Genomic DNA, 13,355 nt, shown 5'->3' on the forward strand with positions numbered 1-13,355 from the left:
TTCGATCATTTCGATTACGATTCATAGAGGATCCTCCTTATGATGGTTTTTGGTTTAGCAACTGCATCATATCGGAGGATCTTTTTTATGTCCAGAGGGGCCAGACGAACCTGACAGGAATGCTCCGTGGCGAGATAGGACGAGCTGAAGATCCATTTCTTCCGAGCATTGGAGGAAGAAATTAGCTGAAGCCGGCCCGCCCGGAAAGCGTCCTGTGGAGGCGAAAGCAGGGAAATGCATAGGCATGTATAAAAAATACTTTATAAACAGCCTGTAACCCGGAAACTTAAATAGTTTCCGGGTTTTTAATAGTTTTAAAACACTGCTTATTCAATACACTCCGGCAGTCCCTGTATAGATAAGCACCGGCAGAAACTGTGTAAAATTCAGTTTCCGCGCTGTGATCGTAATAAGATATCCTGCATAATAAAAAATACCCCGACCGGGAGGAATACCGGTGCAGGGTATTTTAACTAATTAATGAATGGAGCGGAATACTCCGATCACTTTTCCGAGGATTTGTACATAGTCGAGCAGAATTGGTTCAAGAGATGCATTTTCAGGCTGAAGTCTGAAGTAGTTCTTTTCTTTGAAGAAACGCTTTACTGTAGCTTCGTTATCTTCCGTCATAGCAACGACAATATCCCCGTTATCCGCAGACGCCTGTTGTTTAACAACTACGTAATCCCCGTCGAAAATACCGGCCTCAATCATGGAGTCACCGGAAACTTCCAGAATAAACGATTCCTCATCGTGGACAAAATTAGCAGGAAGAGGAACGTATTCCTCAATATTCTCTATAGCTGTAATTGGCTGACCCGCTGTTACTTTACCGATAACCGGAATGGAAATAGACGCAGTCTGAGGAAGATGCTGGGCTGTATCCTCCGTTTCCATTACTTCAATAGCGCGGGGCTTGGTCGGATCACGACGGATATGTCCTTTTTTTTCAAGACGTGAAAGATGACCGTGAACAGTAGAGCTTGATGCAAGACCTACAGCCTCACCAATTTCCCTCACGGAAGGCGGATACCCTTTTTCCCGGACTTCCGTACGAATAAAATCCAGGATGGCCTGCTGTCGGGATGATAATTTAGACAAAATAAACACCTCTCTGCTGTAATTTTTATATTCAGTCTTACTTAATAGACAAATAGTTCGTATGCTACAGGAAAAGTATAACATGAGAACAAAAGTTTCGCAAACGTTCGTTCTATTTTGCAGTTGACACGAACGTTCGTTCCATGTACGATGTAAGAATCATATGAGAACAAATATTCTTACGAACGAAGGGGCGAACAGCATGTTTGGTTTAAAACGGTATTTGGACGGTTCATTTACACTTATCCTTGCAGCAGCAGCAGTGGCGGGCTGGACATATATGAGTGAGGGGGCAGATGATCCTGCTGTTTTAAAAGACGAGCGTGTAGTTACGGAAGGAGAGACGCTCTGGTCTATAGCAGAACATGTAGCAGAGGATCTCGACCTGCAGCGGGAAAAAGCGTTATACTGGATCAAAGAAGAAAATCAGCTGCAGGATACAACTATTCATCCGGGACAGACGATTAAAGTACCTGCAGAGTGGAATGGAGTGGCATCAGATTGAAAGGGTTTATATATGCTCGTGTAAGTACCAATAAGGAAGTTCAGCAGAGTTCACTCGCGAGACAGGTGGAAGAACTCCAGCAGGCCTCCCATTCATGGGGGGTGCAGCTGCTGGATATAATTGAAGAAGAAGCAAGCGGGTACGAAGTGGACCGTCAAGGCATGCTTGAACTGCTCGATCGAATAAAAGAAGAAGAAGCAGAAGTACTGCTGATTCAGGACGAAACAAGGCTTGGAAGAGGCAATGCCAGGATTGCATTAATTCATCAGCTTCAAAAATTAAACTGCCGTGTGCTTTCCCTTAAAGATAATGGTGAACTAAGACTGTCAGAAACAGATTCAATGGTCCTGGATATAGTAGCTATTGTGGAGGAATATCAAAGGAAACTTCATAATGCCAAAATTCGCCGGGGCATGCTTAAAGCAGTGGAAAACGGATACGAGCCTCATAAGAACGCAGGTCCCGGATCGGGGAGCGGTGGAAGAAGACGCCGGGAAGTACCTTTGGATGAAATTGTACGTCTCCGCCGGAACGGCATGACCTTTCACGATATTGCTGTCATGCTCCGAGGGCTTGGATTTACTATTTCCAAAGCTACGGCCCACCGGCGGTACCGGGAATACATGGAACAAAACACTATCCTTGCATCGACCGGGGAGATTCGTTACGATAAGAAGTAATTATCGTATGTGGAGGAATTTGAATGATAAGCAAAGATAAACTCGATCGTATAAATGCACTTGCCCGTAAAGCAAAGGCAGACGGGCTGACTTTGAAAGAACAAAAAGAACAAAAAGAACTTCGTCAGGAATATTTAAAAAACGTCCGTAAATCATTCAAAAACCAGCTCAGCTCGGTTAAAGTTGTTGATGAACAGGGGCAGGATGTTACGCCTGAAAAATTAAAGCAGGAACAGAGAAAAGATCTGCTTCATTAAAATATGCCGGACCTGTATCGCTTTAGAGATACAAAGGTCCGGCATTTTCAATCTCTGATTTTTGTTTTATAGGTTGTCTAACCTCCTCGAAACGTATATCATTAGGGGAGTGAGTGAATATATTAACATAAAGTGAGGGTGTTTTCTGAATGTCAACTTCTTTAGAGCAGTTATCAATTAATACGATTCGTACACTTTCGATCGATAGTATTGAAAAAGCAAACTCCGGACATCCGGGAATGCCTATGGGCTCAGCTCCCATGGCGTACAAGCTGTTTACAGAGTTTATGCAGCATAATCCAAAAAATCCGGAATGGTTTAACCGGGACCGATTCATCTTATCAGCAGGTCACGGGTCCATGCTTTTATACAGCCTGCTCCATCTCCATGGATACGACGTAACAATGGAAGACCTTAAAAACTTCCGCCAGTGGGGAAGCCGCACTCCCGGTCATCCGGAGTATGGGCATACACCGGGAGTCGAAGCGACAACGGGACCACTCGGACAGGGACTGGCAATGGCAGTAGGGTTTGCCATGGCAGAAACTCACCTTGCAGCAACATATAATAAAGAAAATTACCCGGTGGTGGATCATTACACTTACAGCATCTGTGGCGACGGGGATCTGATGGAAGGTGTTTCTGCAGAATCTGCTTCACTGGCCGGTCATCTGAAACTCGGCAAGCTTATTGTAATGTATGATTCCAATGATATATCTCTCGATGGAGATCTTCATCAGTCTTTCTCAGAAAGCGTAGCAGACCGCTATCGTGCGTATGGCTGGCACGTATCCATTGTAGAAGATGGAAACGATACGGAAGCGATTGTCCGTGCATTGAAAGAAGCAAAAGAAGATGATCGTCCATCGATGATCGAAGTAAAAACAGTTATCGGATTCGGTTCACCTAATAAAAGTGGTAAATCTGCTTCCCACGGCGCTCCTCTTGGGGAAGAAGAAGTTATGGAAGTACGTAAAGCTTACAAATGGGAATATGAAAACGACTTCCATATTCCTGAAGAAGTGCAGCAGAACTTTGATGAGGTAGCACAATCCGGAGCAGAAGCAGAAGAAAAATGGAACGAACTGTTTGCTTCCTACAAGAAAGCTTATCCTGAGCTCGCTTCCCAGCTTGAAACCGCAATAGCCGGTGAGCTGCCTGAAGGATGGGACAAGGATATCCCGGTGTATGAAGCCGGTGATTCACCAGCTACACGTGCTTCAGGTGGAGAAGTACTGAACGAAATTGCCAAAAATGTTCCTTCCCTTTTCGGCGGTTCAGCTGATCTGGCTTCATCCAATAAAACGATGCTGAAAAATGAAGAAGATTTCAGCCGGAATAACTACGCCGGCCGCAACATTTGGTTTGGCGTACGTGAATTTGCAATGGCTGCAGCTGTTAACGGGATGGCGCTCCACGGGGGAGTACGTCCATACGGTGCTACTTTCTTCGTATTTTCTGACTATCTGCGTCCGGCACTCCGCCTCGCTTCACTAATGCAGATTCCATCTACGTTTGTATTTACACACGACAGTATTGCAGTAGGAGAAGACGGCCCGACCCATGAGCCGATTGAACAGCTTCCTTCTCTTCGTGCGATGCCGGGGCTTTCTGTCATTCGTCCTGCTGATGCAAACGAAACAGCGGCAGCATGGCGTCTGATCATGGAAACGAACAACCACCCGACAGCACTCGTTCTTACGAGACAGGGACTTCCGACACTCGAGAAATCCCAGGAGCGTGCAGAAGAAGGCGTCCGTCGTGGAGCTTATGTAGTTTCTGAAAGCGAAAATGAAACAGACGGCTTGATTCTCGCTTCAGGCTCAGAAGTTTCCCTGGCTGTAGAAGCTCAGCAGGAACTTCAAAAAGAAGGTATTCACGTGAACGTTGTTTCCATGCCGAGCTGGGACCGATTTGCACAGCAGTCGGCAGAATATAAGGAAAGTGTCCTTCCTTCAGACGTAAAAGCACGTCTTGCGGTAGAAGTCGCTGCTCCACTCGGATGGGAAAGGTACGTCGGCGATGAAGGAGCCGTGCTTGGAATTGAAACGTTCGGTGCTTCAGCTCCAGGTGGAAAAATTATGGAAGAATACGGTTTCCATAAAGATAACGTAGTAAGCCGCTTCAAGCAGCTTCTGGAGAAAAAATAAATAAATCATCAGCTGCCGGGTTTTTTCCGGCAGCTTTTCTTTTTGGAGTCTTCAGCCGTTTATACCTTTGCAAACAAAGCACAGTCGTGTATACTAATGAAGGTTAGGAAATGTAGTATTTTATGAAGGAGGGTCACGACGATGCAGCTATGGCTTGCTATCCTGTTGATCGTCATTGCTTTGTTAGCAGGGGTCGCACTCGGGTTTTTTATTGCCAGAAAATATATGATGAACTATATGAAAAAGAACCCGCCAATTAACGAAAAAATGCTGAGAGTTATGATGATGCAGATGGGTATGAATCCATCGCAGAAAAAGATAAATCAAATGATGAAAGCGATGAACAACGAGCAGAATAAGTAATGTAGGAGCGGGTGAAAAAACCCCGGTACTTACAGTACATCCGAAATTGGGGAGCTGTCCTGGGGAATGGGGCAGCTCCTCTTTATTCAACTATTTCTTATGCTGAGATAATAACTAGTTTACCGGCAGGAACCTTTTCAGGAAGCATTGCAGAAAGGAGATACAGGATATGACCGGTTCAGATAAACCGTCAATAGATAATCTAGAACTGATTCACGGAAAATATGAAGTGATTGACGTACGCTCCCCTCAGGAATTTACTGAGTTTCATTATCCAGGAAGCATCAATGTTCCTCTTTTCAGCAATAAGGAAAGAGCGGAAGTAGGAACTGCCTACAAACAGGAAAGTCCGGATAAAGCAAAAGAAATAGGACTTAAACTTTTTTCAGAAAAGCTCCCGGTATTTTATGAAGCAGTTCATTCGCTTATGAAAGAGTCACCCAATCCTATTGTAATTACGTGCGCACGCGGCGGCATGCGGAGTGGAGCGTACGTTTCTTTATTAAACAGTCTTGGATTTCCCGTTTTACAGCTTGAAGGAGGAATCAGAAGCCTGCGTCAATATGTGCAGGGGGAAATAGAAAGACTGTCGACTATTGACTGGAAGGCAGTGGTCGTCGGCGGGAATACAGGGACAAGGAAAACTATTTGGCTGGAGAAACTTGATGCGGAAGGATATCCGGTATTAAATCTTGAAATGCTAGCCAGCCACCGCGGGTCTATTTTTGGACACATAGGAATGAAGAAAAGATCCCAGAAAATGTTTGAATGGCTGCTTGTGGAAAAAATGCAGCAGCTCGAATCCCATTCTTATTTAATAATGGAAGCTGAAAGTAAGCGGATAGGTCCCGTTATTATTCCGGAATGGCTTCAGTCTGTTAAAGAATCAGGCCGGTTTATTGAACTGGAAGATACGATGGAGAGCCGGGTGAATTATCTTTTAAAAGAGTATGAACCTGAGCTTAACGAGGAAGCTTTTGCTGAAGCGCTTCAGAAGCTTACGAGACTTAAACCCTATACGAAAGAAGCTGTGGATCAAGCATTGTTAAGGAATGATTATTACACAGTATTCTACCGCCTTCTTGAAGAATATTATGATCCGCGTTATTCACACAAGCCGGAGGACCATATTGAAAAAAACAATGTCCTAAAATTGAATATTTCGGGAATGAATGAAAAGGAAGTGCTTACGTCACTGAAGAATAAAATTCATTCTGCTGTCCGAAAGGAGTAAAGAATGAAGGTTTTTTACGATCTTTCCTGGTATTTCAAACAAGAGAAACTCCGTTATGGCACTGGTATATTCATACTGATGCTCGTTTCTGCCCTGACGCTTATTCCCCCATACGTTATAGGTCTTGTCGTTGATCTGATAGACGGTCAGAATATGACGCAGGAAATTCTGATCTATTGGATGACAATATTGGCCGCAGTAGGGGTTCTTTCTTATATTCTGAGATATATCTGGAGAATACTGATATTTGGAGCTTCCATTAAGCTCGCCAGAATTCTCCGCAGCAATTTATACAGTCATTTTACGAAAATGTCTTCTTCTTTTTATCAAAAACGGCGTACCGGCGATCTAATGGCGCATGCAACAAATGATATACGGGCAGTGGAACAGACTGCCGGAGCCGGTGTTCTGACACTTGTAGACTCGCTGACTATGGGGAGTTTTGTCATCATTACGATGGCGATCACCATCAGCTGGGAACTGACGCTTATAGCTCTTATTCCAATGCCGTTTATGGCTTTCGCTACAGCTAAGTATGGAAGTATGCTTCATCACCGGTTTGGCAGTGCTCAGGCCGCTTTTTCTGCTTTAAATAATAAGGTTCAGGAAAGTATGAGCGGTATCCGAGTGACGAAAGCATTTGGTTACGAGGAAGAGGAAATCAGTGCTTTTCGCAGCCAGTCCGACGATGTAGTGAAAAAGAATATGGCTGTTGCCAGAGTGGATGCTTTATTTGATCCTACTATTACAATCGTAGTCGGTCTGTCTTATTTTCTTTCAGTAGCTTTTGGTGCTTATTTCGTGATCAATGAAGCGATAACGATCGGGCAGCTGACAAGTTTTACAGTTTATCTTGGTCTACTCATATGGCCGATGCTGGCCTTTGGCTGGTTTTTCAACATTATAGAGCGGGGGAGAGCTTCCTACGACCGAATACGGCGTCTGCTTTTCGTGGAGCAGGAAATCAAAGATGTCAAAGGCGCGATTGAATCTCCTCCCGCAGGAGATGTAGTATTTGATATTAAAGAATTTACATACGATGGGGAAAAAGGACTTTTTGATATTTATATTCATATTCCACGCGGCAGGACACTTGGTATAGCCGGAAAGACCGGCAGCGGAAAAAGTACGCTTTCACGCACACTCCTCCGGGATTTTGATATTCAGAAAGGGAGGGTGCTGGTTGAAGGCCAGCCGCTGGATACTTATGAAAAAGATGCCCTGCTTACCTCCATTGCTTATGTACCGCAGGATCACTTTTTATTTTCAGCTACGATAGCTGATAATATTGCTTTTGGGAAACCGGAAGCTTCCTATAAGGATATTGTAAAAGCAGCAGCAGCTGCCGGCATACATGAGGATATTATTCACTTCACTGAAGGATATGAAACGATGGTGGGGGAAAGAGGTGTTACACTGTCTGGAGGGCAAAAACAGAGGCTGTCGATTGCCAGAGCTCTCCTGCTCGATCCGGAGATTCTTATCCTGGATGACTCTCTCTCTGCCGTGGACGCACGCACGGAAGAGCTCATATTGGAAACGTTAAAAAAAGAAAGAAAAAGTAAAACAACAATTATTACAGCCCATCGACTGAGCGCTTTAAATCATGCTGACGAAATTATCGTGCTGGAAAAAGGCAGAATCAGTGAAAGAGGAAATCATGAAGAGCTTCTGCTGAAAAATCGATGGTACGCGAAAATGTATCAGACGCAGCAACTGGAATCAGAGCTGGAAGGAGGCGGAGACAATGCTTGATAAACATAAGCATCTTATGCATCCGCTTCCTCAAAAAGAAGTGTTAAAACGACTCCTCGTCTACACTGCGGCACATAAAAAAATGATTGCTGCTGCCATGGTTCTTCTTATAGGGGGGACGGCAGCAGATCTGGCGGGGCCGATACTCGTACAGATTTTTATCGACGACTACCTGACGCCCCGTAATTTAGCTGCCGGGGCGCTGACAGCACTGGCATCCGCCTACCTTTTTCTTTACGCGGGATCGGCTGTTATGAATTACTTTCAGTCGTACATGTTTCAAAAAATTGCGCTGGCAATCATTCAGCAGCTGCGCATCGATGTTTTCGAAAAAGTTGAAAAGCTGGGACTTTCATTTTTCGACCAGTTTCCGGCAGGAGGTCTTATTTCGAGAATAACGAACGATACGGAGCAGGTAAAAGAACTGTATATAACCGTCCTTGCCATATTTGTTCAAAACATTGTTTTTCTCGTGGGGATTTTTGCGGCTATGTTTTATTTAAACCCCCAGCTGGCGGCTTTTGCACTCTTTATTCTTCCGGTTATTCTTTGCGTAATCTTTCTTTACCGAAAATACAGTGCAGTTTATTATGCGGAGATGAGCGAAAAGCTGAGTGATTTAAACGCCCGGTTGAATGAATCAATCCAGGGAATGGCCGTTATTCAGATGTTTCGTCAGGAAAGAAGAATGAACAGGGAGTTTTCCGGGATTAATCAGAGCCACCATAACGCATGGCTGAAAAGTATGAAGCTCGATGGACTGCTTTTGAGACCTGCTGTAGACTTAATTTCCATTCTTGCATTAATACTTGTTCTGACATATTTCGGGATTACCTCTTTTGACTCTCCCGTCGAGATCGGAATTATTTATGCGTTTGTAAATTATCTGGACCGTTTTTTTGAGCCGGTAAATCAAATCATGCAGCGTCTTTCCCTCTTTCAGCAGGCGATGATTTCCGCCGGGAGGGTATTCCGGCTTATGGATCATGATGAGCCGGGACCAGTTCAAAAACCGAAAAAAGATTTGAAAATTCAGGATGGAAATATAGAATTCAGCAGGGTATCGTTTTCATATACCGAAGGGGAACGAGTGCTGAAAGACATCAGTTTCCAGGTCAAAAAAGGAGAAATGCTCGCGATAGTCGGGCATACAGGAAGCGGCAAAAGTTCGATCATTAACGCTTTGATGAGATTTTACGAAATCGATGCCGGAAATATTCTGATAGACGGTCATAGCGTTGATACCTTCCCGGAAAACGAACTTCGCAAAAATATCGGTCTCGTCCTTCAGGATGCTTTTATGTTCACCGGGGATATGAAATCCAATATCAATCTTTACGATCAATCGATCTCAGAAAAAAAACTACTGCAGGCAGTAAAAGACGCGGGGGCAGAAACTTTTATTCAAAAACTGAGCGGAGGGCTTGCCCATGAAGTCGGAGAACGTGGCAGCACCCTTTCTACTGGAGAGAGGCAGCTCTTATCGTTTGCGAGAACTATTGTCAGGGATCCGCGTATACTGATACTCGATGAAGCGACAGCGAGTGTCGATACGGAAACAGAAACGGAGATTCAGAAAGCTCTTGAGAGAGCCCGGGAAGGCAGAACGACCATTGCTGTAGCACACAGACTTTCGACGATCCGGAACGCCGACCACATTCTCGTGCTTAAAGAAGGCTCAATAGCAGAAGAAGGGACGCATGAAACACTTATCGCTCAAAAAGGAATTTATGAAAGGATGTACCGGCTGCAGAAAGGCGGAGGATAATCAGGTAAGGATCAGTTAAGCAGAAGCCATAGCTGCAGTAACGACTTGAAAAATGTTTCTCCCATCGCTGCAGAGAAGAAATTAAACATCCTGAAAAAGGTGCGAAAATAGTACGATACCGCAGCGCTGGGCCGCTGCGGTATATTTGTCAGGATGCGAAGAAAAGCATACAATACGACCGGCACGTATGCTATACTGACGATGTGTCACACTCATGGAGAGGATGGAGACTATGTACGCCGTTTTATTCGCTGTCCTGGCCAGTATGATGGCTGTTGCTGCCTTAATTATCAGAATGAAGGCCATGAAAAAGCCAGCGAGCGCCAGAAAAATTTTAATACCACCGATCGCGATGTCTACGGGTTTTTTAATGTTTTTATATCCCCCGGTCCAGCAGATTACCTGGCTGGAAACAGCGGAAGCTTTGACGGTCGGATTTTTGTTTTCCATTTTATTAATCAAAACGTCCTCTTTTGAAATACGGAATAACAATGTCTATATGAAACGATCAAAGATTTTTCCATTTATTCTGCTGGGTCTGCTTATAGGAAGAATTATCTTTAAAGCAGTTTTCGGCATTTATTTTGAATATGAAGTACTTGCAGGCATGTTTTTTCTTTTAGCTTTTGGGATGCTTCTCCCGTGGCGGATAGCAATGTTTTTCAAATTCAAAGAAGTAGAAAGGCAGCTTAAAACGGACCTCTCTGCGGAGAGCTCTCCGGCCTGAAAAAAAGCACGGCCTGCATGCAGGCCGTGCTTTTTATACATTCAGTATTCAATTATCAGGAATGAAGAGAGCCCCGGACCGGTGTAAAGTAATTCCTGACCGGGGGAAGAGTCATTCCGGAATCAGGAAGACTGCTCGAAATAAAGTTCGTAGGGAGAAACGTCTATGTTCTTCTCTGCAAGCTTTTTGCGCAGAAATTTATGGTCTCTTTTAGGAGTGGCTGCAATATATCCTTTTACTATCAATTCTTCCGTTAATTCCGAGGCGTTCTCTTCTACCGCATATTCTCCAATTTTACCGGCGATTTTCTGTTTGGCAATATCCCGGAATAGTTCAGGAACTGGTTCAACAAGTTCATTCAGAAATGCTTTTTTGTCTTCTGTCCAAAGATGAAGCGTTTTATTTATATAGTAGTCCTGCCAGTCCAGAATGGAATTGCCATCTTCTTTAGGAAGTTTTTTCAGAAACTTTCGGAACATAAAATAGCCGCCGATCGCTACGAGTACAAAAACGAGAACCGACCAGAATAAAATAAACCACATGAATAAATCTTCCATCATTTTTTTCCACCTCGTTTCATCTTCTATTTTACGACAGGAAAAGAGATAAGAAAAGCAGATGAAGGACGAAAAAACAAAAAAAGCCGGCTTCAACCGGCTTTCGATCCATTAATATTGGCGGGACCGTGTGGGAATCGAACCCACCGGAGACGTCACGCGCCTCCCAAAAGGCTTTGAAGGCCCAGGTAAGCACCAGCTACACATCCGGCCCCATAACAACGTCTCTAATTATAATAGAGAGGATCAAAGATTGCAATCAGACAATATTTTACGATATCTTTAATGGAAATGCAGGGAGGGGGTACTTATGAAAAAGTATTATACGATTGGTATGGCCGGCCATATCGACCATGGCAAAACAACTCTTACAAAAGCGTTAACAAATATGGATACAGACCGGCTGAAGGAAGAAAAGGAACGGTCTATATCCATTGAACCTGGTTACGCTCCTTTTCATACAGACGATGAGTGGGAAGTCTCTATTGTGGACGTACCGGGACATGAGAAATTTATCCGGCAGATGATCGCAGGCGTGGCGGGTATAGACGCCGTAATTTTAGTTATAGCAGCAGATGAAGGAGTTATGCCTCAGACGAAGGAACATTTACAGATTCTGGATCTTCTCGGGGTGAGTCAGGGAATGATTGTATTTACGAAGTCTGAAGGACTTGAAGAAGATATGGAAGAGCTTCTTAAGGAAGATGCGCAACATCACACAGCCGGAACTTTTTTAGAAAAAAGTCCCGTGTACTTCGTAGACAGTATCAGCCTGAAAAATATATCGGCTCTGCGTAAGGATATTAATACCATGCTGGAAAAAACACCACAGCGTCGGGCGGGAAGTGGTTTCCGTATGCCTGTGGACCAGTCATTTACGGTCAAGGGACAGGGGACCGTAGTCAGGGGTACTATTTTTAACGGTTCGGTAAACGAAGGGGATAATGTGCAGCTTCTTCCGCAGAATAAGGCTATCCGCATAAGACAGATTCAAGTTCATCATGAAAAAAGGTTTTCTGGAAGAGCCGGGCAGCGGGCGGCTTTAAATCTGGGAGGTGTGGATTATGATGACATCTCCCGGGGAGATGTCATTGTTAAAGGCTCCTTCCCAGTAACTAAAACTATTGATATAGCATTGCAGCCTGTGGATTTATTTACGATTCCGCTTAAACAGCGGAGTCCGGTTAAAATCCACACCGGTACTTCAGAAGTATACGGGACAATTGTATTTTTTGACCGGAACGAGCTGAATCCGGGAGAAAAGGAAGAAATATTATGTCAAATACGTCTCGATCAGGAAATTGTTGCTGACCGTAACGATCGATTCATTCTGAGGCGTCCAACACCTGCAGAAACAATCGGGGGAGGCCGTATAATAGATCCTTTTGGAGGTAAATACCGGTTCGGTAAACAAACAGTGCAAATGCTGAACCAAAAGAAAGAGGGAACCCCGGAAGAGCGTCTTGTTTTTGCGTTGCAGCAGGGATCGGCGATGACTGCTGCAGAGCTTGCTGCAAAAATATCAATTAGTACAGAGGAACTGGAGTACGAAGTGAAAAACAGCAGTAAACTGATGGAAATAGGCGGCTGGCTGCTTACAACTGAAGACGGTTCAGAGATGAAAGATCATATAAAAAATCTTCTGGCAGAATATCATTCCACTTATCCGATGCGCCCGGGGAAAAATGTGGCAGAGCTCATTAAAAGCCTGCCGGTACCAGAACAGGCAGGAACAAAATTTCTCCAGTATCTTGAAAAAAATAAACAAATTATCAGGGAAGCAGAATTTGTTTATCTGCCGGAATTCACACCTTCTTATCCGAAGCCATGGGCCAGGAGAATGGAGCAGGTGGAAAACAGCATTCTGAAAAGTGGGATGGAAGTCCCTGTATTTGAAGAGGCTGCCGCAGAGGCAGGGCTCGATAAACAGCAGACTGCTGAACTATACAATTTTTTTCTGCGCAGCTCCATGTATAAACTCGATGAAAAACACCTTATCTCTGAAAGTGCGGTTAAAAAAGCTGTTTCGAAGCTGAAAACTGAGAAAAGTGAAAAATTCACCCTTCAGGATGCTAAACAGCATCTGGGGTTATCCAGGAAATATCTCGTACCCCTTCTTGAACTTTTTGATAAGCTTCAATTTACAAAGCGGGAAGAGGAGTACCGGGTATGGAAAAATTAAAAATATAAATACGTAATTTTTGTGGATTTTAAAAGAAAATCGATCAGCACCGAAATTTTAGAATGACAGAAAAATC

13 protein-coding genes and 1 tRNA gene are annotated in these 13,355 nt (G+C 44.1%); 10 read left to right on the forward strand and 4 right to left on the reverse strand.

Annotation, left to right across the window (positions count from 1 at the left end; translation table 11 throughout):
- Positions 1–66: 66 nt before the first annotated feature.
- Entirely contained in the window at positions 67–246 is a 180-nt protein-coding gene (locus tag C6Y45_RS17365) for a hypothetical protein (protein WP_160058143.1), read from the reverse strand.
- A 231-nt stretch (positions 247–477) separates the two neighbouring features.
- The gene (gene lexA / locus C6Y45_RS05360; protein WP_107584011.1) at positions 478–1,101 is read right to left on the reverse strand and encodes a transcriptional repressor LexA; all 624 of its coding nucleotides are present in this window, start codon (positions 1,099–1,101) and stop codon (positions 478–480) included.
- Between the two features lie 202 nt (positions 1,102–1,303).
- On the opposite strand from lexA, the gene yneA reads away from it, so the two are divergent.
- The 9 genes from yneA (at position 1,304) to C6Y45_RS05405 (ending at position 10,540) form a co-directional block, all read left to right on the forward strand.
- On the forward strand, positions 1,304–1,606 hold the full coding sequence (gene yneA / locus C6Y45_RS05365) for a cell division suppressor protein YneA (RefSeq protein ID WP_218017794.1): 303 nt from the start codon (positions 1,304–1,306) through the stop codon (positions 1,604–1,606).
- Positions 1,603–2,286, forward strand: a complete 684-nt coding sequence (locus C6Y45_RS05370) for a YneB family resolvase-like protein (RefSeq protein ID WP_107584015.1) — start codon at positions 1,603–1,605, stop codon at positions 2,284–2,286. The genes yneA and C6Y45_RS05370 overlap by 4 nt, the downstream gene beginning before the upstream one ends.
- 23 nt (positions 2,287–2,309) lie before the next feature.
- On the forward strand, positions 2,310–2,543 hold the full coding sequence (locus tag C6Y45_RS05375; RefSeq protein ID WP_107584017.1) for a DUF896 domain-containing protein: 234 nt from the start codon (positions 2,310–2,312) through the stop codon (positions 2,541–2,543).
- Positions 2,544–2,692: 149 nt separating this feature from the next.
- Positions 2,693–4,693, forward strand: a complete 2,001-nt coding sequence (gene tkt / locus C6Y45_RS05380) for a transketolase (protein ID WP_107584019.1) — start codon at positions 2,693–2,695, stop codon at positions 4,691–4,693.
- A gap of 141 nt (positions 4,694–4,834) precedes the next feature.
- Positions 4,835–5,056, forward strand: coding sequence for a YneF family protein (locus C6Y45_RS05385; RefSeq protein WP_107584021.1), 222 nt, complete (start codon positions 4,835–4,837; stop codon positions 5,054–5,056).
- Positions 5,057–5,225: 169 nt separating this feature from the next.
- A complete protein-coding gene (mnmH, locus tag C6Y45_RS05390) occupies positions 5,226–6,290 on the forward strand; it encodes a tRNA 2-selenouridine(34) synthase MnmH (protein WP_107584023.1) in 1,065 nt (354 codons plus the stop codon).
- A 3-nt stretch (positions 6,291–6,293) separates the two neighbouring features.
- The gene (locus C6Y45_RS05395; protein ID WP_107584025.1) at positions 6,294–8,045 is read left to right on the forward strand and encodes an ABC transporter transmembrane domain-containing protein; all 1,752 of its coding nucleotides are present in this window, start codon (positions 6,294–6,296) and stop codon (positions 8,043–8,045) included.
- Positions 8,038–9,813 (forward strand): ABC transporter ATP-binding protein, encoded by a 1,776-nt coding sequence (locus C6Y45_RS05400; protein ID WP_107584027.1) that lies wholly within the window; start codon positions 8,038–8,040, stop codon positions 9,811–9,813. The genes C6Y45_RS05395 and C6Y45_RS05400 overlap by 8 nt, the downstream gene beginning before the upstream one ends.
- Positions 9,814–10,117: 304 nt before the next feature.
- On the forward strand, positions 10,118–10,540 hold the full coding sequence (locus C6Y45_RS05405) for a CcdC family protein (RefSeq protein WP_342752424.1): 423 nt from the start codon (positions 10,118–10,120) through the stop codon (positions 10,538–10,540).
- Positions 10,541–10,662: 122 nt separating this feature from the next.
- Here the strand turns inward: C6Y45_RS05405 and C6Y45_RS05410 are convergent, their stop codons facing one another.
- Both C6Y45_RS05410 and C6Y45_RS17370 read right to left on the reverse strand, forming a co-directional pair.
- A complete protein-coding gene (locus tag C6Y45_RS05410) occupies positions 10,663–11,097 on the reverse strand; it encodes a DUF2621 domain-containing protein (protein WP_174703873.1) in 435 nt (144 codons plus the stop codon).
- Positions 11,098–11,215: 118 nt separating this feature from the next.
- Positions 11,216–11,312 (reverse strand) — tRNA-Sec (locus tag C6Y45_RS17370).
- A gap of 95 nt (positions 11,313–11,407) precedes the next feature.
- On the opposite strand from C6Y45_RS17370, the gene selB reads away from it, so the two are divergent.
- Positions 11,408–13,279 (forward strand): selenocysteine-specific translation elongation factor, encoded by a 1,872-nt coding sequence (gene selB, locus C6Y45_RS05415; protein ID WP_107584033.1) that lies wholly within the window; start codon positions 11,408–11,410, stop codon positions 13,277–13,279.
- Positions 13,280–13,355: the final 76 nt, after the last annotated feature.

This window comes from Alkalicoccus saliphilus (assembly GCF_003044065.1).
Classification (GTDB): Bacteria; Bacillota; Bacilli; order Bacillales; family Salisediminibacteriaceae; genus Alkalicoccus; species Alkalicoccus saliphilus.

What these genes read in the sequence shown, in the direction of transcription:
- selB (WP_107584033.1), top strand. Translation starts at nt 11,408, where the DNA reads ATGAAAAAGTATTATACGATTGGTATGGCCGGCCATATCGACCATGGC.
- C6Y45_RS05410 (WP_174703873.1), bottom strand. Translation starts at nt 11,097, where the DNA reads ATGGAAGATTTATTCATGTGGTTTATTTTATTCTGGTCGGTTCTCGTT.
- C6Y45_RS05385 (WP_107584021.1), top strand. Translation starts at nt 4,835, where the DNA reads ATGCAGCTATGGCTTGCTATCCTGTTGATCGTCATTGCTTTGTTAGCA.
- C6Y45_RS05395 (WP_107584025.1), top strand. Translation starts at nt 6,294, where the DNA reads ATGAAGGTTTTTTACGATCTTTCCTGGTATTTCAAACAAGAGAAACTC.
- mnmH (WP_107584023.1), top strand. Translation starts at nt 5,226, where the DNA reads ATGACCGGTTCAGATAAACCGTCAATAGATAATCTAGAACTGATTCAC.
- yneA (WP_218017794.1), top strand. Translation starts at nt 1,304, where the DNA reads ATGTTTGGTTTAAAACGGTATTTGGACGGTTCATTTACACTTATCCTT.
- C6Y45_RS05375 (WP_107584017.1), top strand. Translation starts at nt 2,310, where the DNA reads ATGATAAGCAAAGATAAACTCGATCGTATAAATGCACTTGCCCGTAAA.
- tkt (WP_107584019.1), top strand. Translation starts at nt 2,693, where the DNA reads ATGTCAACTTCTTTAGAGCAGTTATCAATTAATACGATTCGTACACTT.
- C6Y45_RS05400 (WP_107584027.1), top strand. Translation starts at nt 8,038, where the DNA reads ATGCTTGATAAACATAAGCATCTTATGCATCCGCTTCCTCAAAAAGAA.
- C6Y45_RS17365 (WP_160058143.1), bottom strand. Translation starts at nt 246, where the DNA reads ATGCCTATGCATTTCCCTGCTTTCGCCTCCACAGGACGCTTTCCGGGC.
- C6Y45_RS05405 (WP_342752424.1), top strand. Translation starts at nt 10,118, where the DNA reads ATGAAAAAGCCAGCGAGCGCCAGAAAAATTTTAATACCACCGATCGCG.